The sequence below is a fragment of the Bacillus sp. JJ1566 genome, assembly GCF_036962685.1.
Taxonomy (GTDB): Bacteria; Bacillota; Bacilli; order Bacillales; family Bacillaceae_L; genus Ferdinandcohnia.
On the sequence record NZ_JBALOP010000073.1, the window covers coordinates 20,416 to 42,117 of the forward strand.

Sequence of the window (21,702 nt, forward strand, 5' to 3'; positions counted from 1 at the left end):
AGATAATAAAAGGATAGTTCATATTTTAGAATTGTAATCAATGTTAGAGAGAATAGCATCGTTCATTTTCCCTCAAAAAACGACGTTCATCCTATTAAAATGAACGTCGTTTTTTTATTGAATTTTTTCCTGAATATTATTTATGTATATCCCCCTTTTATCTCTAAATAATTACATTAAAGCATTTCACTTTTAAATCTAATATCGCAGACCCCTAGTGACTCTTCACCATATTTAACTTCCAAATGGTCTCCATCCTGCAGTGTTACTATGCCTTTTGGTGTCCCGGTGTAAATCAAGTCTCCGGCATCTAAACCGTAATTATTTCCGATAAAGTCTACTAGTTGCTGCAAAGAAAAGATCATTTGACTTGCCGATGCAGCTTGGGCTGTTTTTCCATTAAGAAGCATTGAAAATTCTTTGGATTGAATGTCTTTCAATGAAAATTGTTTAAATACACCTAGTGCTGCGGCTCCTGAAAAACCTTTCGCCGGTAGCCAAGGCTGCCCATTGTCTTTCACCTTATTCAATCGTTTTCTATAGGTAAAATCGATTCCAATAGTCATCTTATCGACTAATTCATCAATAGAAATTCCCTTTTCATACGCCCTGCCTATGCTCAGCACAATCTCGGCCTCCCCATTCACAATATCACCAGATGGATCAAAGCAAATATCGCAATCATTCATAATAGCTAATGAATGAGTTGGCTTCAGAAAAACAATAGGAGTTTCAGTCGGCTTATTACCCATTTCCTCAGCAAAAGCTGTATAATTTCTGCCAACACAATAAATATTTTGAAAAAGTTTTTTCTCATCATATTGTATTTGGTTCATTTTTTACCTCCGTAGTTCGTTCTTTAACCCTCAGTCTTTCATCCTTGTTTCATTTCCCATTCATGAATTTCATAAGACCGGGCCTCACCTACTATAAACGGATCATCTTTAGCCATTTTGTTGCCTTCCTCTATTGAATTCGCTTTGTAGATAATAAGGCCACCCGTACCGTCTGAGAACTTCCCTTTAGCAAATACTTTATTTTCCTTAGCTAACTTATTTAAATAATCTAGGTGTGCATCACGTAATTGCTTATTTTTTTCCATGTCCAACATCGTAGATATTGCTGCAAAATATTTCATGGTTTCATTCCTTTCTACTATTTGTCAATCCCCTCTAACTTTCGTTCAATAAGCATGTATAGATTATATAACAAACAAACACCTTTTTCGAATGGTTTTCTGAACATTTTGTTTATTCGCCTTCCAATGATAAAAGATTAAAAATAAATGCATTCGGGGAAGTTATTAACAACACAAAAAACCACTCCTCTATTTTTTATAGGAAGTGGTTTTTTACTCTACACACTTGATGTAATAATTAGATTTTCGTTTAGATGTCTTTTTTTCTTCAGCGTTTATTAGTGCCAACATGTTCAGGCATCATTTTATTCCTGACCTGCTGCGGAATCGGGCAAGCTTTAGCCTTTTCTTTAAACAATGTCCAAGCACGAATTTCGTAGCCTTCCGCTACGGTACTTTCATCTTTTACAAACTGATGGCTTATTTTGAATACCTTTTGGTGTAATTCTACAACTGAACTACGGACTGTTACTTCATCTTCAAATATTAACGGACTCTTAAATTGACAATTCGCCTCAAGTAATGGAGTCGCTATTTGCTGCTCAGCGTAAAGCGTAGAGCTTGGGAATCCAATAGCAGTGAAATATTCATGTGTTGCCTCATCCATCCATTTATAAAAGTTTGGGTAAAATACAATTCCCGCAGCATCCGTATCACCCCACCTTACTTTTAACTGGTACTCAACAATCATTTTCAACACTCCTCCAGCTGTTAGAGTATTCTACTTTCTTTACAGGTTCCCTTATTTTGTCTGTGCAGCCTTCTTTACTTTCAAGCCAATAATTGCTCTAGCCTCATCAGGAGTTGCCACTTCTCGCCCTAGTATTTTAGCTAATTCTACAATTCTCATAACAAATTGGGCATTCGATGTAGCTAGTTCACCCTTTCTGTAATAAACAGCATCCTCCATTCCAACTCGTACGTGACCTCCAAGTAAAATCGTCATCGTGTTAATCATTAATTGATCCTTACTTGCTCCGATAGCTGACCAAATTGAACCTTCTGGAATATTGCTTTTCATAAACATCAGATTTTCTGGTGTAGCAGGTATTCCACCGTGTGCTCCTAAAACAAACTGAAAAAAGAATGGTGGTTTAAGAAGGCCTTTTTTGACGATTCGCAAGGCATTATGAATCATGCCAACATCAAATACTTCAATTTCCGGCTTAACGTTATTTTCCAGCATTTTTTCTGCTAATTGCTCAAGCATTGCTGGAGTATGAATAAATACATTTGGTCCTATATTAAAAGATCCTGCATCATAGGAGGCAATCTCAGGCTGTAGTTCAACAATTGGAAAGCGTTTTGTAACATCTTTAAGTTCCCCGCCAGCAGTCGTAAAATTGATAATAATGTCACAGTTCATCTCTTCTAAACGTTTTACTACTTCAATATATTTAGCTGAATCAAGTGTTGGTATGCCTTCATCATCCCTGACATGGATATGAGCAATTGCTGCACCTGCTTTCCATGATTCATAAATAGATTCAGCAATTTCCTTCGGTGTTGTAGGCAAGTAAGGTGTATGATCCTTCGTTGCAAAATCTCCTGTTGTAGCTACAGTGATTATTAATTTTTCCATGCTATTCCCACCTTTTATTTTGAATTTATCTATTATGAATAAGTTAATAGTCTTCCGGTTTCTAACGGTTTACTTATTGAATTACTTTCCTAGAGGTGTAACTATTTCTCAACCAATTTACCGATTTATCACTTGATTATCATTAATCTCTTTTTTAACAACATATAAATCTTTTTGTTTAAATGAATAGATTACCAGAATTGCTATGATTGCAAATGCACTAAGCGTGAACATTCCTCTTGATATTGGCATATTTCCGAAAATCATTGGACCGAAAAAGCCCCCTAAGCTTGCAAATGCGTTAACCAATGCAATGCCTGCCGGTGCGGTAGATTCAGTAAAGAACATAGTCATAAAGGAGAAAAATGCGCCAACGAATCCATAAAGTCCAATCGCTGCAAAAGACAATGACATAATCATTAGGACAGCACTATCCGCAATTCCACACAAAGTAAAACCTAATCCTGCAATCAGGAAACTTACCATTAAATGTATCCTATGCTCTTTTCTCTTATCGGAGCTCCAGCCAAAAAGTAACATAGAAGGAATCCCAACCAGTGCCGGTATAATAGTCAACCAGCCGATTTCCATATTACTTGAACCTTCGGAAAAGGATTTAATGATACTAGGTAGCCAAAACCCAAGCCCATACATCGCTGAATAATTAGCAAAATAGATAACAGCCAGTTTCCATACTTTCATATCTTTTAACATTTCTAACTTCGTAGCTTTGTTTACCGCTAGACTTTGACGTTTCTCTTTCTCTAATTCATTTTCCAGCCAACCTTTTTCTTCAATTGTTAACCATTTTGCATCTTTCGGACGATTCTCTAAGTAAAGCAATGTTATAATCCCTAAAATAATGGCCGGAATTCCTTCGAGAATAAACATCCATCTCCAACCAGCCATCCCATTCCATGAAATATGATCCATAATCCATGTTGACAAAGGGGCTCCTATAATGGTACCAACAGGTAAAGCCATTACGAGCACTGCGGATGCACGACCTCTTTCCATACTTCGGAACCAGTATGTGAAATATAAAATGATTCCCGGGAAGAAACCTGCCTCAGCAATACCAAGTAAAAAGCGGGCAATATACAAATGTGTGGCACTTTGCACCAATCCTGTCAAGATTACGATAATTCCCCATGTGATCATGATTCGGGCAATCCATATTTTTGCTCCAACTTTATGCATGATCATATTGCTCGGTACTTCAAATAAGAAATAGCCAATAAAGAAAATACCTGATAATAAACCAAATACTTCTGCAGTTAACGCGAGATCTGCATTCATTTCCAAAGCGGCAAATCCCAAATTTACACGATCCAAATAGGCAACGACATAGCAGATGAATACAAATGGCAAAATTCGAAACATTACTTTTTTGATAGTAGTACTTTCAATTGATTGGTTAATAGAACTCATCTTAAAAAACCTCCTATAATATAAGTTATCTTGTGTAAAGAAGATTTTTACCTTTCTGCCCGACATAGACTACGTAAATGTAAACGTTAACAAATTTGCTTATTGTTTCCACCTTATCTTATCTTGAACTCCCATCCCCTTTCTCACTTTGTCAACTTATTAAAACTCGAATTGATACTATCACAGTATTTGGTCATATAGAAATATGATAANNATATGACAACATAAAAATTAATTTTAATTTTCAAATAAATCAAAGAGTGGAAATATTTTGCTAAAATAGAATCAACAAAATGATTTTCCTCTAAATTTTACAACCGCTTTACGTTTTTGGGTCTTAAAAGTTATTCGCTTATAACATCTAAATATTGAAATTAAATATAAGAAATTTGTTATCTAGTTTAGAAGGAGGCTATTGCTATGGATGAAAAATACATTATACATAAAGTCAATACTGTAAATGAAAAATACATCATCAATACCGTTAAAAATGCGATGCAGCTATTACAGTTATTCACCGTTAACTCTCCAGAATGGAGTTTAACTGAATTATCAAAAGAAAAATCATTAAATATCAGTCATACGAAAAGGCTGATTCAGACATTAACGGAATATGGATATTTAGAAAAAGATCATGTGTCTAAAAAATATCGACTTGGCTTAGCCATTGTTAAATTATCTGGTGTGTTGACGACAACAATGGAAATCTACAAGGAAGCTAGGCCAATCTTATTGAAGCTAGCAAAAAAATACGATGAAAACATTCATATAGGAGTTTTGGAAGAAACAAATGTCTTGTATCTTGATAAACTTGAAAGCTTGTATTCTTCTCGTCTGGCTTCACATGTCGGAAAACGAAATCCTGCCTATTGTACAGGTTGCGGAAAAGTATTATTAGCATATAAGCGAGAACCTGTGCAACAGGAATTATTAAAAAAAATAGAGGATCAGGGCTTTGAACAATTCGCCTCCAAAACCGTCAATACAATCGATGAATTGAAGAATGATTTAAATATGATCGTTAAAAGAGGGTATGCAATAAGTACCGATGAACTAGCAGATGGTTTTACAAGTATTGCTGTGCCTATATTGGATTATTCTGAGGAAGTCATAGCAGCAATTAGCATAACAGGACGTAACAACAAAATCAGCCCATCTGTTCATTTGAATGATTTGTTAGATTGCAGCAACCTAATTTCTGAAAAACTTGGATATATAAGTTGAAAGGTAGATGAATATGCAGAAAAAAAGTTTTTCATCGCTTGAAAATGCACTTAGACTAATGAATATCTTCTCTGTAGAAGAACCAGAGTATCCTCTAAATGAACTAGCTGAAAAACTATCGATTGCACCAAGTACTGTACATCGCTTATTAACAACTTTACGGTCAGAGGGGTTTGTAGTGAAAGACTCTCTTTCTAAAAAATACAGACTAGGAATTTCTATTCGTGCATTGGAATCTACTACCCGAAAGGAAATGGACTTATTTCATCTATCTCAGGACATCTTGGAAGAAATTGTATTACGAACAAATTTATCAACTTCATTGGCTATTAACTTTCAAGAATCTGCCTTTTATCTAAATGCCATTGAAGTGAATAATCCCCTCTTTAGTAGGTTTTGTTACATTGGAAAACAATCTCCTTTCGTAAGTACTAGTGCAGGGAAAGTGTTGTTATTAAGTAAAAAGGATACTGATATTATGACATTTATTAAGGAACAATCCATTGTTTCAGAGCTTCGCCGTGAGTTGCAAATGAATGGTTATATTCTAGGTTACGGTGATAACCAAATTGGAATAACAACGGTAGCTGTACCAATAAAAAACAAACAGAATGAAACCATTGCAGCACTCGAAATGATAGGTACTGAAATACAAATACAGAATAATGTCCAAACCATTAAAGAGGCAGGTATAAAACTTACCAATAAAGTAAAAACCTATTAGTCACAACCAAATAATTTAAAACATCACAGATAAAAGCCTTTAAACAACCGTTTATAGGCTAAATACTATTATTCCCCGCCAGTAACACCGAGTGCTTCGCCAGTGCGTTGCTGCTCCCACTCTGAAGCTAGGAATAGAGCTGTTGCTGCAATTTTATTGGATATTATTGTATTCACAAAACCTCCATAAAAAATTTTCACGAATTAGATTGTGTAATACTTCACAATAAGGTAATATATTAATATACATTGTGAATATATTCACAATAAGTAAATCCTATTTTGAAAGAGGGTTGTGATTTATATGACAAAATTCTGTACGATTTGTAACGCTCCTCTAGAAGATGAAGATACGGTCGTGATCAATAATTCTTATACTTTTTCTCATAGACATTGTTCCCATTTTACAATGGAAAACTATTGCGAAGTTTTAGAAACTGGCACTTTTAAAAATATAAAGGAAAAATACTTGTCTAACTCATCAAAAAATACGTTAAACAAGCCAAAAAGTTTTGTGAAGAATTCAATTCATAAATTTACTCTAAGAATATCTTCATAATAAAAAAAAGGCTGATGAAAAATTTCACCAGACCTCAAATCATTATATTAATAAATAAAAATATCTGCAGCAGGTCTTTAGATGATTATTCCCCGCCAGTAACACCGAGTGCTTCGCCAGTGATCGCTGCTGCACCGTCTGAAGCTAAGAATAAAGCTGTTGCTGCAATTTCTGAAGGTTCAAGTAAACGTCCCAACCATTGGCCACCAAGGATATGCGTTTTCAATGCTTCTTCTACTGTAGTTCCATCTTTTTCTGCAAGTACTGGTAATTGTTTTTCAATTAATTGTGTACGAGTTGGTCCAGGTAAAATTGAATTTGCTGTAATACCGTATTCTGCATTTTCCATCGCAACTACATTCGTAAACCCAATTTGTCCGTATTTTGCTGCAACATATGCAGATTTATATTTATCTGGTCTTCTACCGTGTCCTGAAGAAATTGTAATAATACGACCATATTTTTGCTTCTTCATTGCAGGAAGAACATGTTTCGTAGTTAAGAATGTTCCTTTTAGAATAACATCCACCACTAGATCCCATTTTTCTTCCGGGAATTCATCAGTAGGTGAAATAAACTGAAGACCTGCATTGTTTACTAATACGTCTACTGTTCCACGATCTGCAATAACCTGTTCAACTGCTGTTTTCACACTTTCTTCATTTGCTACGTTTGCTTTGTACCCTTTTGCATTTCCTAATTTTTCAGCTGCACCATTTGCTGCCTCTTCATTTAAATCAAAGATAGCAACAAAGTCACCATTTTTTACAAATCCCTCTGCGATCGCATAACCGATTCCTTGAGCTGCACCTGTTACGATTACTGTGCGTTCTTTTTGAGTTGTCATTGTTATTTCCTCCTACATTTCGAATGTTTTATTAAAATAAATAATTTAATTAAAAAATGATTAACTACTTGCTAGTGTGGAACCTTGTCTTTGGATTCACCTCCTAAAATGGAAGTTTTTCAGATATCAATAAATAATAATGGCTGTAATTAATACTGCAATTAGAGCAAGTAAATTAGCACCCGTTACTGCGATAAATTGATACTTAAATCCATTTTGATGAGTAAGTCCTGTTAAAGCTAAGAATGTTAATACCGCACCATTATGCGGCATAAGTGTAATCACTGATGATGCAATCGCTGATACTCTATGGATTACTTCAGGGTTAAGCCCCATATCTAAGTAACTTTGACCGAACGCTTGCATAACAATTCCTAACGCTCCTGATGCAGAGCCTGTTATCCCGCCAAAAAGAGCGGAAGCAACGGATAAACTGATAAGCGGATTACCCGGAATATTTAAAATAAAGTCAGAGATATACTTAAAGCCAGGAGAAAAGGTGATAACCACACCAAAAGCTACGGCTGATGAAGTGAAGAAAACCGGCATAATAGAACCGCTTGCGCCTTCGTTGATCACTGCTTTTTGGCTTGGGATATATTTTTTAAATAAAATGGCTGAGACAATAACAGCTGCAGCTAACCCAATCACAATAATATTTGGTACTTTTAAAACACTACCAACGACGATAATAGCAATCAAAAGGAAAATGGGAATGATACTTAAGAAAAAGGAAGGGATTTCCCTTTTTAATTCTTCATCCGATTCTTTCACATTAAAATCAGCAAATGTCTCTCCGTTTGCTATACTTTTATTTAAAGTAAATCTCATATACCATAAACCAAAGGCGGCTGCTACAACTGCTCCAATAATCCCTAAAAGTGGTGCTGCCGTAAGGGTTGTACCAAGATAGGCCGTAGGGACAACATTTTGAATAGATGGTGTAGCAGGTAACATCGTCATCGTAAACGTACCTAAACCAAGCTGTATAGGAATCGTTACTAAGTTCCATGCAATATTTAATTGTTTAAATAATGGTTTTGCAAGTGGAATAAGCACAAATATAACTACAAACAAACTAACTCCACCGTACGTTAAAATAGCCGTAATGATGAGTAGTGCCACTAATACCGAAAAAGGATTTTTTGTTCCTGTTTTTTCAAGAATCTTTTGTGCAATAGATTGAGCAGCTCCACTCTTATCGATATATTTAGCTAAAATTGCTCCTAAAAGAAAGACAACAAAGAAGTTTATTACAAAATCTGTTAAACCCGTCATATAGGAATTCTCTTTTCCAATTAAGGAAGAGAAAAAGTCCAACTGATTTGTTATGATCACGATAATCGATGCAATCGGAGCAACAATCAAAATACTAAAGCCTTTCATTGCTCCATAAATGACTACTATTATTCCAAGTAATATACCAATAATTTGGATTATATCCATAATTATCTTCCTCTCATTATTGTTACTTAAGTTATTATTTCCCGAAATCTTACTGTATTTATCTTCATTCCATATATCTCGAATTCAATATATATAACGTAAAAAACTAACTTTATTCAAATTCCTACATTAATAGTCTTAAAGTCAATAAATGCTAATGATATCTCCATTAGCTTTGTTATCTTTACTTTATTAATCCCCCCAAAATATTTAGTAAAACGTTTTCCTAAACTATTCCACTATAGTATGTCACAAACTATTCACATTTAGAAATACTATTTAGGTTATAGTTTTTATACTAGTTTGGTTATAAATTGATAAGAATTGCCTTCATATTTATAATGATGAAATAATATATCACAATTCATACTATAAAATACGAGTATGACAATTAGGTTATGTAAGGAGGCAAGCGAAAGATGAAAGATCTTTCTGGAAAGTATTTAAAGTCAATTGCCGAACACGGGAATTTCTCACATGCCGCCAAGGCCTTATATATATCACAGCCATACCTTAGCAAATATATTAAAAATTTGGAGGATGAACTAGGAATTGAATTGGTAAACCGGAGAGTAAATCCTTTAACATTAACATATGCAGGCGAACGATATTTATCTTATATGAATGATATAGAACTGACGTATAGCAAATTGCAACATGAAATTGAATCTATCTCTAATATGGAAAAAGGATACTTAAAGCTTGGCATAAACCCAATATTAGGTTCACATACCCTCTATAATATCTTGCCTGAATTCATTTTGAATTACCCTGGGATTGAAATCGAGTTGGTTGAAGAATCTGCGAATGATATGGAATCATTGCTTTTAGAGGGAAAAATTAATATTTGTTTAAACATGCTTCCTATATTTAATCAAGAAGTTGTCTATGAAATCCTTTATGAAGAAAAATTGTTTCTTGTTATTCCCCCTAACCATAAGCATTATAATCCTGATAAGAATCGTTTTGCTCACATTCCATTTAATCCCCATCTCCTAGACAGGGAAAAATTTATTTTACTAAAAAAGGGGCTTGGGCTAAGAAGACTCACAGATGAAATATTTAAAGAATACTCCATCAATCCGAATATTGTTATTGAAACGCAGAATGTCGAAAGCGCATTCCGTTTAGCAAATAAAGGTGTTGGTTTAACAATTATTCCAGAGAGTGTGGTTACCCGGGATAATTTAATTACAGATTCTATTTACTACACTTTAGGAAACCCGGTTTATAAGAATCATGTAGTGGTCAGTTATAAAAAAGGGGAATCCTTGTCTGCTCCAGCCCTTACATTCCTGAAAATAGCAAAAGAAAAGTATAAGCAATTTTAAGGTATGGTCCTTTGAGTTTTTAAGGGCTATTTGAACACAACAGAAAAGTCCTACAAGATTATAAAAACAATAATCTGTAGGGCTTTTTATTCAATGGTGTATACATTGGCGTTGCTTGGTAAAATACTTGTCATTTGGTGGTAAAAAACATGGCGAGGGTGGTAAATTCGAGTGGCCGAATTCAAGAGCCATAGATGGCTAAATCCTGATAGTCCAGTATAAACATATAACCATTCCATTTTAGCCTATTCTGCATAGTACCAATAGAATCTGCATGGTATGTTCCAGAAATCTGTTGATACGCAATTAAATCATACAAACCATCAAATGCAAAATCGATTGGGTATTAGCCACTTATGGGGTCAACCCACCCACTGATAGGCTTCTTCAATTTTCCATTTGCATCATATATTTCATTTAAATAATCAGGCTCCCTTAGTGATAGATCGATTAGATATCTTGCATTATTTCTTTTACTAAATACTTCAACCTTGTAATTATCCTTGTAAGTTACCTCATATTGATACGCTTGGTTAAATGCATCAGAGTCGAACAACAAACGTGGTTCGTTGTAAACAAATGAATAAATATAGTTGTTTGTCGTTCCGCCACTGCCACCTGTTGGGATGGTAATTAATATATCATTGATCCCATCTCCGGTAAAATCCCCCAAAAATAGCATAGGATCATACCCCATATTTTTCTTCAGAGGAATATTAATAGAGACACCTGTGGCTCCATCCCGTATTCCGAGTACCATATTTTGTATAATGGAAACATCTGAATCTCTGTAACCGGTCACGTATACAATATCAGGGATCAAGTCACCATTTACATCGCCAGTTACTGAAGCCACAACACCAGAAATTCTCATGTTTGAATTAAAATAATCTCTATTCATATTAGCCTCCCTGCAGAAAGTTACTTGTTACAACTAACCTATGCACTAAACTGTACACATGTTCATCCTACAAAATTCAAACAGGCACTTAAAAGCTCTATGGATTATACACTAGAGGGAGGGAAAGGAGTGTCAGCTATGCCTTGGCAACTGAAAATTCCGTACTTAATCAATCAGCCTATTGGAGTCTCGTTCTTAGATGGAACAGGAACTTCAGGGGTCTTATGCGGAGCCTCTGATGGAAAGCTCCTAGTTATGAAATACCTATACCAAGCACAATTCGCCTTAATGCAATATGATATGTATTCAATACAGGATATACATGGATATCCGCCTTGTCCTAATCAATAACCATGAATTAGGTTCCCAAGCGCGCAGCACGATGTCAAATATTGCATCGTTGGAACAACCCAACTAACACTACGCACATCGGTTGATCCTGATAAACAACCTCATTGCAAAGAGGAAAAAAGATATCCGCAATGTTTTTATCTTTTGATTGTATCGGCGCAATCAATAGACAAACTCACTTCTTTTTATCTTAACAGCAACTACTTGCACCTAATAATACTAGTCCTTCACCGTTTGAACTTTCTTCTCTATCTAAAGCGTAAAAATGACCAATCTAATCATTTCAGACTGGTCATTACATGTTAAATACAACAAGATTCTGATTTCACATTTGGAGTTTCAGTTGAACAACAGCTGGATTCTATATTTGTACTGCATACACCTGTTTCTGGCAACTCCAAATGTACTTCTTTTGCTCCTCCCAAATCTCCTATTAAATATGCAACAACTGATCGAACTTGTTCGTATCCTGTTGCAAGTAAGAAAGTTGGTGCTCGACCGTAGCTTTTCATTCCTATAATATAGAAATTCTTTTCTGTTTGTCTTAATTTCTCTTCCCCGTGTGGTCTTACTGTTCCACAACTATGAATATTAGGGTCAATAAGTGGAGCTAGTGCTTCTACACTTTCAACCGCAGGGTTGAGATTTAACCTAATTTCATGTAAGAATGACACATCTGGTCTAAAACCCGTGCTCACGACAATTTCATCAATATCAGGGATAGAAACTTCTTCCGAATTAAGGTTACCTGTTACTGTAATCTTTCCATTTTCCCCTTTAAGAGTATGGATATAAAACGGGGTTAAGACTTTTATTTGTTCTGATTCAACCATTTTCTGAATTTTAATGCCTAGTTCACCACGTGCTTGTAGTCCATCATTTTCCTGCCCACCGTATGCTTCGTTCACATGTTGCTTCCTCAACACCCAATAAATATTGGTATTCGGATAATTACATTTTAATTCTACTAGTTCAAGAAGTGCATTAATGGCAGAATGCCCACTTCCAATGACCATTACAGTTTTGTCCTTATAACGATCCTCAAGTTTATTAACGTTTGGAATTCCATAATAGATGTGATTGTTTAAGGTACGTTCGGCATTTGTCCAGATCCCATTTGAAAGGGCCGGATTAGGATTCTTCCACGTTCCAGATGAATCAATAACAGCTTTTGCTTCAAAAACCTTTGTATCTCCTTCAATTTCAACGTATATCTGGAATGGTACATCTTCTCTTTTAGCATTTTTTAATTTATCTATTCCTTTTCTTGCAATACCAACTACATTAGCATTTAGAATAATGTTATCTTTCATTTCTTTTAGTTGGCTTAACGGAAGTAGATATTCTTCAACCAACTCTTTACCCGTTGGCAGTAAATTTTCATTTGGAGACACCCATCCTGACTTTTCAAGTAACTCCTTTGAAACCCTATCAATATTGTATTGCCATGGAGAAAACATCTTTACGTGTCCCCACTCTAATATATTTGAACCCACTGTCGCCCCTGCTTCAAACAATATGAAACTTTCTCCTTTTTGTACAAGATGAGCAGCAGCTGCAAGCCCAACAGGACCACCACCAATGATTCCAACCGGAAGATTACTTTGTTGAATTTTTTCCATTTTATTAGCCTCCTAATTTAACATTTTCAATGTTATACGATTCATTAGTCTCATTCAGTTTTAAGATGAAGCAGTAGCTTTTCAATAACAAATTTTGCATCACGTCCTACTCCCCTTAATGTCGCAGAAGAAAATGAACGCTGGCCTTCCAACCCAACAAAATATATACCTTTTGCTTTCGTGCTTATGCCTGCTTTCTGTAAAGGATGCCCATCTGAGTCTATTGCTCCAATGGGATTAAGGTAGGAAAGATTCGGACGGTACCCTGTAGCAAAGATAACTGTATCAACCGGTTCCTTCTTCCCATCCGCCCAGATTACACCGTCTGTGTAAAAAGATTTAAACATATGTTTTTGATCTGGATTTCCTTTAGAAAGTCGCTCCTTGTAATCACCTAAGTCGGAGACCCCACCAGGAATTAGGGCCATTTTTCCAAATCTCCAAAAAGGGAAAGTATCAAGGCCGACAACCTTCAACCAAAAATGTATATCTTTCCCCCATATCCGTTGTTTCACAAGTTCAACTGGTTTTCGTATGGCTAAAGTCGTTTTGCTAACTTCTGCAAGCTCAAGTCCAATTTGGACTGCAGAATTTCTACGACCTACCACTACTACTCTTTGGTTAGTAAATTGTTTCGGGTTCCGATACATAGCAGAATGCAGCACATTACCCATAAATATTTCTTGTTCCTCTATTATCGGAGTATATGGATAGTGAAAAGAACCCGTTGCATTAATTATTGTTCTAGTCAGATATGTGTCTCTAGAGATTGTTCGAATTCTATACACTTCACCTTCCTTTTCTACAGACTCAACTCTCTGATTTATCATGACCGGTAACTGAAAATGTTTCTTGTAATCCTGTAAGTAGCGTATCACTTCATCCTTCGTAGGATAATGATCAGGATGTCCTGGAAAATTCATGCCAGGTAACGACGAAAAACGAGCCGGAGAAAACAACTTCAAACTGTCGTAATAGTTAGGCCATGATCCAGTTGCTTTGTCACTACCTTCTAAAATCAGGAATTCCAACCCTTTTTTTTGTAAGTGATAACCTGATGCAAGCCCCGATTGCCCTCCACCAATCACAATAGAATCCCAAATTTTTTTCATACTAATCCCTCCTTTTTAATTTATTTGCATTTTGCAAGTATTAATAATGGGAATACTACAACTAGTTCCCCCCACAGCATAGGCTAGATTTTGCCATTGCATTATTCAAAAGCTTAATGGAACGAATGACAGTTTCTTTTTCAAACTCATTCATATTTGAAAAGACTTCATTTAAGAAAGTGTTCATTTGTTCGTCAATTGTCGTTGCTACATACTTTCCTTCCGTTGTAAGAGAAAGAATATAGATTCGTCTATCATTTGGGTCAGGTGTTTTCGTTACTAAATTCATTTTTACTAATGATTGTACTTGACGGCTAAAAGTTGTAATATCTGTACCTAATGTTTCAGCAATTTGCTGCATCGAAGGATTATGTTGATGATCTATCTCATAAAGTATATGACTTTGAATGAGAGAAATATCGCAGCCCCCAGCACTACAACAATTTTTATTTAAAAGTCCGAAGCGACGTGTCATAACCTGAAATAATTCACGCAGATTTTCCAATACTTTTCACCTCTTTGCTTAAGTATATAAAGTTATTTGCAAAATGCAACCTTTTTCTTTGAACTATTTTTCTTTATTTAGCAGTTTGGAGTAAGCAGAACTAAAACTTTGATAAGTATCTTTACCATATAGCATCAGATTACCTTTAAAAAAGTTTTGAACGATAAACTCCTTAGCCTTTTCAATTTCATAATCTCTTGATAACATTACTAGCTTAAAATATGATTCAAAATATTCAACTGAAAGTACACTTGAATTGTTTACTGTCATAAGGTTCCCCACTTTCATGTATCTAGAACAATTAATTTCTCCATTGCCATAACATCAACATACTTTCCATCTAGAATGCCTTGATTTTTAAATACTCCAACTTCCCGAAATCCTCTTTTTTTATATAAACCTTGACCTAATTCATTGAAAGGGAAGGTAAACAAGACAATCTTATGGAACTCGTTTTCCTTTGCCAACCGTTCGATGTAAGAAAGTAACTTTCCTCCCACCCCTTTTCCACGAGAATTTCTTTTAATATAAATTGATAAATCTGCAACCCCATCATATGCTGAGCGGCTACTGTACTGATTTAGACTTGCCCACCCTACTGTCATCCCCTCAACTTCTGCAACTATGACTTTATAGCGTTCTGTATGCCTCTGAAACCATTCCATCATGTATGCTTTATCTTTTGTTGTTGTTTCTAGGGTTGCAATTCGGTCAATAATACCCTCGTTATAAATAAAGAGAATATCTTCAATGTCATGAATAGATGCTACTCGAATGTTGATTTCGTTCATTTGATAATTCCCCTGTTCTAATTCCGTAATCCTTAGGTTTTTTTGTAATTACTTCTGCAAGAAATTTATAATTTTATTTTCACATCCAATTTATAACATTTATACTTGCAAAATGCAAGTAATTTTATTAACAACTTTGATTTATTTATTAACTTCGATTAACAATGTACTCAGGGTATAATTCCTAAACTATAGAAGAGGGTTTTTTGATCCAACTTCTGCTCTGCTTTGTTCCTTATTTCAATTCATTTAGGTCACTCGCACCTTTTAATTTTTGTTATTGGACTATTTTCCCATCCATTTATTAATGTATTCCCAGAATACATCATTATAGAATAGGGTAATGATCCAACTAAAGGTAAATGATGCCGCACCAAGTGTAGTTACTTGTTTTGTTAAGCTAGCAAAGATATGTAAATATGTAATAGCAACTAGAAACGATAAACCTAATACATTCATATAGTATTTAAACTTATTCCAGATGATCAAATTACGAAAAATGTGTACCTATACGTAACCGAAGAAATGAAAAAAGAAGCCTCCCAAAAGTTCAGTGAACTTATGAGAAGCCTCGATTAAAAACCTCAATGTTAGCAAAATGTTAGCATTCCACTCTCATCTTACTTACAAATCCTTATATATCAAGGGATTGAGGGGCAGATTACATCATGCCGCCCATTCCACCCATGCCGCCCATGTCAGGCATTGCAGGAGCATCTTCTTTAATGTCAGCAATTACAGCTTCAGTAGTTAGGAACATAGCTGATACAGATGCTGCGTTTTGTAGTGCAGAACGAGTAACCTTAGTTGGGTCAACGATACCAGCGTCAACCATGTTTACCCACTCACCAGTTGCAGCGTTGAAGCCAACACCAAGTGCTTCGTTTTTCAAGCGTTCAACAACTACAGATCCTTCTAGACCAGCGTTGTGAGCGATTTGACGAACTGGCTCTTCTAATGCACGAAGAACGATGTTTACACCAGTTGCTTCGTCTCCAGCTAATTCGATAGCAGCTACTTTGTTATATACGTTCACAAGTGCTGTACCACCACCTGAAACGATACCTTCTTCAACTGCTGCACGAGTTGCGTTAAGAGCATCTTCAATACGAAGCTTGCGTTCTTTTAGCTCGGTTTCAGTAGCAGCACCAACTTTGATTACTGCAACTCCACCAGCTAATTTAGCTAGGCGCTCTTGTAATTTTTCTTTGTCAAATTCAGAAGTAGTTTCTTCCATTTGAACACGGATATTGTTAACGCGAGATGCAATCTTGTCAGACTCACCAGCACCTTCAACGATTGTTGTGTTTTCTTTTGTTACAACAATCTTAGAAGCGCGACCTAATTGAGTGATGTCAGCAGATTTAAGGTCTAAGCCTAAATCTTCAGTGATTACTTGACCACCAGTTAGGATTGCAATGTCTTCTAGCATTGCTTTACGACGGTCACCGAATCCAGGAGCTTTAACAGCTACTGCATTGAATGTACCACGAAGTTTATTCACAACTAGAGTTGCTAGAGCTTCACCTTCAACATCTTCAGCGATTAGTAATAATGGCTTGCCTTGTTGAACAACTTGCTCTAATACTGGTAGGATTTCTTGAATGCTAGAAATCTTTTTGTCAGTAATTAGTACATATGGGTTTTCTAGAACTGCTTCCATTTTGTCAGAATCAGTTACCATGTATGGAGATGCATATCCACGGTCAAATTGCATACCTTCTACTACTTCTAATTCAGTAGAGAAGCCTTTAGATTCTTCGATTGTGATAACACCGTCGTTACCAACGCGCTCCATTGCTTCAGCGATCAATTGGCCAACCTCATTGTCATCTGAAGAAATAGCAGCAACTTGTGCGATAGACTCTTTACCTTCAATTGGTTGTGAAATAGCTTTTAATTCTTCAACTGCTACAGCTACAGCTTTTTCAATACCTTTGCGAACTACCATTGGGTTTGCACCAGCAGTAACGTTCTTTAAGCCTTCGCGAATCATCGCTTGAGCAAGTACAGTTGCAGTTGTAGTACCGTCACCAGCTACATCGTTTGTTTTGCTAGCAACTTCAGCAACTAATTTAGCACCCATGTTTTCAAAAGCATCTTCTAGTTCGATTTCTTTTGCAATTGTTACACCGTCATTCGTGATGAGTGGTGAACCAAATTTTTTCTCAAGAACCACGTTACGTCCTTTTGGTCCTAATGTTACTTTTACAGCATTTGCTAATGCGTCAACACCACGAAGCATTGCGCGACGAGCATCTTCACTAAATTTAATTTCTTTTGCCATTCTTAAGCCCTCCTCAAAAAATTAAAAATTTATGATATAAAATGCTGCTTCCTATTATCCGATAACAGCTAAAATGTCGCTTTCGCGTAAAATTAAGTATTCAGTACCTTCGTATTTCACTTCAGTACCAGCATATTTTGAGAAGATAATGCGATCACCAACCGCAACCTCTAAAGCTACTTTTTCACCACTGTCTAGTACACGACCTGTACCTACAGCAACTACTTTACCTTCTTGAGGCTTTTCCTTTGCAGAATCTGGTAATACAATACCGCTTGCAGTTTTTTCCTCTGATTCAACTAGTTCAATAACAACGCGATCACCTAATGGCTTTAACAAGTGAAACGACCTCCTCAAATAATTTATAATTAGTTTATCTTTTTATTAGCACTCAGACCACCCGAGTGCTAACACAATTATTATATTAAATAATATNNATATCTACCTATTTTGCAAGTGATTTGATATAGAATTTGGAAAAAATATTCTCGTTCTCCGGCAAAATTTGTCCACCTACCTATCCTATGTCACAAACAGGAAAAATAAACCATCAATATTCATTCATTCAATTTCTTCAATGAAAATTTGAATTTGCATTATACTAAAGGATAGGCATGAATATATGTTACAATACAAAGGGTGGACAGTACATATTTATCATTTATTCCATCTATAAAAAGGAGATTTTCATGAAGGCTCGATATTGGTATGTCATTTTAACGTACATCATCATGCAGTTCTCTGGTATTTTAGGTATTCCGCTTTTATTGGCTTTAGGTGTTGGAAAAGACCTCGACCCAGCAACTGCTACTAATACGATTATTGCGCTTTGGACTGTTTTTAGTTTTGTAGCTGCACTTCCGATTGTATTATTTATATTAAGACCAGATATTAAGGATCGACATCAGAACTTGCGACGTTCCTCTAAAGGTGAGGCAATTGGGTGGGCGATTGCAGGTGTGTTTATGGCCATGACAGCCCAGATAATTGCGGCAAACATTGAGATTCATCTGTTTGGAATTGAACCTGGTTCCGAAAACACCCAAGAAATCATGGCTTTGGTAAAATCTTTACCATTGCTTGTAATCGTAGTTTCGATTATTGGTCCAATTCTTGAAGAGATCATTTTCCGCCAAATTATATTTGGATCTTTATATAAAAAATTTAACTTTTTCATCTCCGGCTTAATTAGTTCGTTAATTTTTGCTGTTGTACATATGGATTTCACCCACATTCTCATTTATACCGCAATGGGCTTTACCTTTGCATTCCTCTATGTACAGACAAAGCGAATTATCGTACCGATTTTTGCGCACGTAGCGATGAATTCTTTTGTTGTAGTAATGCAGACGATTTTTGCAGATGATATTGAAAGGATCATGAAGCAGGCCGAGAAGCTGCAACAGACATTTATTGGGGGCTTTTAATTTATGCGAAGAACTTCACCTTTTGCCATGGGCATCATTTACGCATTAATGGGAATATTATTTACTTATATTGCAATTAATAGTGCAACGGAGACGATTTGGAACTTTTCAACTATTCTTCTTGCAGTTGTAGCAACATTCGACTTTGCTGTGGCAATCCGAATGTTCTCCCTGCACTTCAAAATCAAAAAAGTGACAAACGTAAAAAAATAACCTCTGGACAGAGGTTATTTTTTATGTCTAGCTTCAGCGATTATTCCATACTATTAGCTGCCATCATTTCCGCTTTAAGCACCTTCCTGTAGGCACTTCTTGATACGAGAATACTGATCTCATATAAACCGAATAACGGAACGGTGACCATTAAATGAGAGACTAGCTCAGGAGGTGTGATTAAACCTCCAATTACTAGAAGGACAAAATACGCATATTTCCTTATTTTCGATAAGAACATCGGAGTGACAATTCCAAGCCTAGTTAAGAACATTACAACAACCGGTAGCTGAAACAAAAAGCCAAACGGTAAGGTTAGCTGTAACAGGAATTGAAAATACTCATTAATCCCGATTACCTGATTTATTTCAAGACGACCCGCTAACCGCGTCATAAAGTTCACAACAAATGGGAATAAAATAAAATAGGAAAATGAAACCCCTACTAAAAATAATCCTACCGAAATCGGAATATAACTCAACGTTACCTTTCTTTCCTTCTCATACAAGCCTGGACTAATAAAGGCCCAAAGCTGATACAGTAAAAAAGGAGAAGAGATAACAAACGCAATAATAAAGGCAAAATTCATATAAATTTTAATTGGATCTGTCATACGGAAAGCATTCATTGTCAGCTCTTTGGCTTCCTCAGCATTTTGCAAGTAAACAATTACCGGCTCAGCGAGAAAAAAACTCCCCAGTGCAACAATGAAGAAGAAAACGACTACATAAATCAGTCGTTTTCGCAGCTCACCAATATGATCATAGACGGACATTTCTCTTTCGTTCATCTGACTCATCCTATCATTACTTCACATCAGGAGTTTCATTCTTCTTAACATCATCATCGTCATCATCTGCTAAGCCTTTTGTTGCGTTTTTAAATTCACGCAATGTATTTCCTGCAGCTTTTCCTAATTGAGGTAACTTCTTAGGTCCGAAGATTAACAATGCTGCAAATACAATCAATAGAATACTACCAAATCCAAGATTTCCCATCATGAGCCACCTCCCAACAATTATAAAATCTATTTCTATTCTTCATTCGAATAATGCTTTAAAAAGTAAACAAGTGCTTGTAGCTCAACAGCTAGATCAATATGGTGAACCCGTATATGTTCGGGCACATTGATTCTTGCTGGAGTGAAATTAAGGATACCTTTGATCCCTTTATTCACCAGGCGGTCAGTAATTGACTGTGCTGCGCCAACCGGCACTGTTAAAATAGCAACCGTGACATCATCAGGCAATTCTTTTTCAAGATCATCTAAATGACACACCTTTACTCCGCCAATACTACTACCTACTTTATTATAATCCACATCAAACGCAAGCTCAATTTTTGTATTATTATTTTTTGAAAAATTATAATGTAAAAATGCAGTACCTAAGTTACCAACACCGATTAACGTAACCTTTGTTAACTCATCCTGATCAAGTGTCTTACTAAAAAAGGATAATAAATAATTGACATTATAGCCATACCCTTTTTTTCCCAATGCACCAAAATAGGAAAAATCGCGCCTAATCGTGGCTGAATCAACCTTTACCGCATCACTCAGCTCTGCAGATGATACCCTCTGCTTCCCCGAGGCATGCAAGTTTTTCAAAAACCGATAATAAAGTGGCAGCCTTTTGGCAGTTGCTTGTGGTATTTTTGATTGTTCCAGATTCATGTTTATTCCCCCGCTACTGGCCTTTTAAAATCTCCGTTCTTTCCACCTGTTTTTTCAGTTAAATAGGTTGGCCCAATCACCATGCCTTTATCAACCGCTTTACACATATCATACACAGTTAACGCACAAACCGATGCAGCCGTAAGGGCTTCCATCTCAACACCGGTGCTTCCCTTTGTTTTAACTGTTACAGTGATATGTAAAATATATTCACCTTGGGTCGTCCAACTAAAACGGATATCGACGCCTTTTAATGCCAATGGATGGCACATCGGGATTAGCTCTGATGTTTTTTTAGCTGCCATAATACCGGCAACCTGGGAAACAGCTAGAACATCCCCCTTGCTAATCTCATTCTTTATTATTTGCTCATAAATCAATTTATTTACAGTAATACTCGATTTTGCAATTGCTGTACGAACAGTATCAGATTTCTCTGTAATGTCGACCATTTTTGCCCGACCTTGCTCATTAAAATGGGTAAATGATGTCATATATGTACCCTCCCATAAACTATACACTATTTTACCACATCTG

At 36.0% G+C, this 21,702-nt stretch carries 25 protein-coding genes; 6 read left to right on the forward strand and 19 right to left on the reverse strand.

What is annotated here, in order from left to right; genetic code table 11:
* Window positions 1-176: 176 nt before the first annotated feature.
* The 5 genes from V7112_RS22675 to V7112_RS22695 form a co-directional block, all read right to left on the reverse strand.
* A complete protein-coding gene (locus tag V7112_RS22675) occupies window positions 177-836 on the reverse strand; it encodes a fumarylacetoacetate hydrolase family protein (RefSeq protein ID WP_335424041.1) in 660 nt (219 codons plus the stop codon).
* A gap of 38 nt (window positions 837-874) precedes the next feature.
* On the reverse strand, window positions 875-1,138 hold the full coding sequence (locus tag V7112_RS22680) for a YciI family protein (protein WP_335424043.1): 264 nt from the start codon (window positions 1,136-1,138) through the stop codon (window positions 875-877).
* A gap of 268 nt (window positions 1,139-1,406) precedes the next feature.
* The gene (locus V7112_RS22685; RefSeq protein ID WP_438823941.1) at window positions 1,407-1,829 is read right to left on the reverse strand and encodes an acyl-CoA thioesterase; all 423 of its coding nucleotides are present in this window, start codon (window positions 1,827-1,829) and stop codon (window positions 1,407-1,409) included.
* A gap of 51 nt (window positions 1,830-1,880) precedes the next feature.
* Window positions 1,881-2,720, reverse strand: a complete 840-nt coding sequence (locus V7112_RS22690) for a 3-keto-5-aminohexanoate cleavage protein (protein ID WP_335424045.1) — start codon at window positions 2,718-2,720, stop codon at window positions 1,881-1,883.
* Between the two features lie 117 nt (window positions 2,721-2,837).
* Window positions 2,838-4,151, reverse strand: a complete 1,314-nt coding sequence (locus V7112_RS22695; protein WP_335424047.1) for an MFS transporter — start codon at window positions 4,149-4,151, stop codon at window positions 2,838-2,840.
* Window positions 4,152-4,571: 420 nt separating this feature from the next.
* Between V7112_RS22695 and V7112_RS22700 the strand changes: the two genes are divergently transcribed.
* Both V7112_RS22700 and V7112_RS22705 read left to right on the forward strand, forming a co-directional pair.
* Entirely contained in the window at window positions 4,572-5,375 is an 804-nt protein-coding gene (locus tag V7112_RS22700; protein ID WP_335424049.1) for an IclR family transcriptional regulator, read from the forward strand.
* Between the two features lie 13 nt (window positions 5,376-5,388).
* Complete coding sequence (locus V7112_RS22705) at window positions 5,389-6,099, forward strand: IclR family transcriptional regulator (RefSeq protein WP_335424051.1); 711 nt, start codon at window positions 5,389-5,391, stop codon at window positions 6,097-6,099.
* Between the two features lie 643 nt (window positions 6,100-6,742).
* Here V7112_RS22705 and V7112_RS22710 read toward each other — a convergent pair.
* Both V7112_RS22710 and V7112_RS22715 read right to left on the reverse strand, forming a co-directional pair.
* Complete coding sequence (locus V7112_RS22710) at window positions 6,743-7,504, reverse strand: SDR family NAD(P)-dependent oxidoreductase (protein WP_335424052.1); 762 nt, start codon at window positions 7,502-7,504, stop codon at window positions 6,743-6,745.
* A 126-nt stretch (window positions 7,505-7,630) separates the two neighbouring features.
* A complete protein-coding gene (locus V7112_RS22715; protein ID WP_335424054.1) occupies window positions 7,631-8,950 on the reverse strand; it encodes a GntP family permease in 1,320 nt (439 codons plus the stop codon).
* 419 nt (window positions 8,951-9,369) lie between these two features.
* Between V7112_RS22715 and V7112_RS22720 the strand changes: the two genes are divergently transcribed.
* Window positions 9,370-10,281: a LysR family transcriptional regulator gene (locus tag V7112_RS22720; protein WP_335424056.1), complete on the forward strand. Its 912-nt coding sequence runs from the start codon at window positions 9,370-9,372 to the stop codon at window positions 10,279-10,281.
* 346 nt (window positions 10,282-10,627) lie between these two features.
* On the opposite strand, the gene V7112_RS22725 is transcribed toward V7112_RS22720, so the two are convergent.
* Window positions 10,628-11,182 (reverse strand): VCBS repeat-containing protein, encoded by a 555-nt coding sequence (locus tag V7112_RS22725; RefSeq protein WP_335424059.1) that lies wholly within the window; start codon window positions 11,180-11,182, stop codon window positions 10,628-10,630.
* A gap of 138 nt (window positions 11,183-11,320) precedes the next feature.
* On the opposite strand from V7112_RS22725, the gene V7112_RS22730 reads away from it, so the two are divergent.
* The gene (locus V7112_RS22730; RefSeq protein WP_335424062.1) at window positions 11,321-11,533 is read left to right on the forward strand and encodes a hypothetical protein; all 213 of its coding nucleotides are present in this window, start codon (window positions 11,321-11,323) and stop codon (window positions 11,531-11,533) included.
* A 302-nt stretch (window positions 11,534-11,835) separates the two neighbouring features.
* On the opposite strand, the gene V7112_RS22735 is transcribed toward V7112_RS22730, so the two are convergent.
* The 7 genes from V7112_RS22735 to groES form a co-directional block, all read right to left on the reverse strand.
* On the reverse strand, window positions 11,836-13,155 hold the full coding sequence (locus V7112_RS22735; protein WP_335424064.1) for an NAD(P)-binding domain-containing protein: 1,320 nt from the start codon (window positions 13,153-13,155) through the stop codon (window positions 11,836-11,838).
* A 50-nt stretch (window positions 13,156-13,205) separates the two neighbouring features.
* Window positions 13,206-14,267, reverse strand: coding sequence for a flavin-containing monooxygenase (locus V7112_RS22740; RefSeq protein ID WP_335424067.1), 1,062 nt, complete (start codon window positions 14,265-14,267; stop codon window positions 13,206-13,208).
* A 61-nt stretch (window positions 14,268-14,328) separates the two neighbouring features.
* Window positions 14,329-14,772: a MarR family winged helix-turn-helix transcriptional regulator gene (locus V7112_RS22745; protein WP_335424069.1), complete on the reverse strand. Its 444-nt coding sequence runs from the start codon at window positions 14,770-14,772 to the stop codon at window positions 14,329-14,331.
* 63 nt (window positions 14,773-14,835) lie between these two features.
* Window positions 14,836-15,042, reverse strand: a complete 207-nt coding sequence (locus V7112_RS22750) for a hypothetical protein (protein WP_335424071.1) — start codon at window positions 15,040-15,042, stop codon at window positions 14,836-14,838.
* Window positions 15,043-15,056: 14 nt separating this feature from the next.
* A complete protein-coding gene (locus V7112_RS22755) occupies window positions 15,057-15,563 on the reverse strand; it encodes an arsinothricin resistance N-acetyltransferase ArsN1 family A (protein WP_335424073.1) in 507 nt (168 codons plus the stop codon).
* Window positions 15,564-16,224: 661 nt separating this feature from the next.
* Window positions 16,225-17,850, reverse strand: a complete 1,626-nt coding sequence (groL, locus tag V7112_RS22760; RefSeq protein WP_335424075.1) for a chaperonin GroEL — start codon at window positions 17,848-17,850, stop codon at window positions 16,225-16,227.
* A 54-nt stretch (window positions 17,851-17,904) separates the two neighbouring features.
* Window positions 17,905-18,189 (reverse strand): co-chaperone GroES, encoded by a 285-nt coding sequence (groES, locus tag V7112_RS22765; protein ID WP_010285540.1) that lies wholly within the window; start codon window positions 18,187-18,189, stop codon window positions 17,905-17,907.
* Between the two features lie 350 nt (window positions 18,190-18,539).
* On the opposite strand from groES, the gene V7112_RS22770 reads away from it, so the two are divergent.
* Window positions 18,540-19,277 (forward strand): CPBP family intramembrane glutamic endopeptidase, encoded by a 738-nt coding sequence (locus V7112_RS22770; protein WP_335424077.1) that lies wholly within the window; start codon window positions 18,540-18,542, stop codon window positions 19,275-19,277.
* Window positions 19,278-19,280: 3 nt separating this feature from the next.
* Window positions 19,281-19,490 carry a YdiK family protein gene (locus tag V7112_RS22775; RefSeq protein WP_335424079.1) on the forward strand — a complete coding sequence of 70 codons (210 nt, stop codon included), beginning with the start codon at window positions 19,281-19,283 and terminating at the stop codon, window positions 19,488-19,490.
* A gap of 40 nt (window positions 19,491-19,530) precedes the next feature.
* Here V7112_RS22775 and tatC read toward each other — a convergent pair whose 3' ends face one another.
* The 4 genes from tatC to moaC are packed head-to-tail and all read right to left on the reverse strand — an operon-like array spanning window position 19,531 to window position 21,659.
* Window positions 19,531-20,280, reverse strand: a complete 750-nt coding sequence (tatC, locus tag V7112_RS22780; RefSeq protein WP_335424082.1) for a twin-arginine translocase subunit TatC — start codon at window positions 20,278-20,280, stop codon at window positions 19,531-19,533.
* Between the two features lie 16 nt (window positions 20,281-20,296).
* Window positions 20,297-20,488, reverse strand: coding sequence for a twin-arginine translocase TatA/TatE family subunit (locus V7112_RS22785; RefSeq protein WP_335424108.1), 192 nt, complete (start codon window positions 20,486-20,488; stop codon window positions 20,297-20,299).
* A 35-nt stretch (window positions 20,489-20,523) separates the two neighbouring features.
* Window positions 20,524-21,165 carry a redox-sensing transcriptional repressor Rex gene (locus tag V7112_RS22790; protein WP_335424084.1) on the reverse strand — a complete coding sequence of 214 codons (642 nt, stop codon included), beginning with the start codon at window positions 21,163-21,165 and terminating at the stop codon, window positions 20,524-20,526.
* Between the two features lie 2 nt (window positions 21,166-21,167).
* Window positions 21,168-21,659 carry a cyclic pyranopterin monophosphate synthase MoaC gene (moaC, locus tag V7112_RS22795; protein WP_335424086.1) on the reverse strand — a complete coding sequence of 164 codons (492 nt, stop codon included), beginning with the start codon at window positions 21,657-21,659 and terminating at the stop codon, window positions 21,168-21,170.
* Window positions 21,660-21,702: the final 43 nt, after the last annotated feature.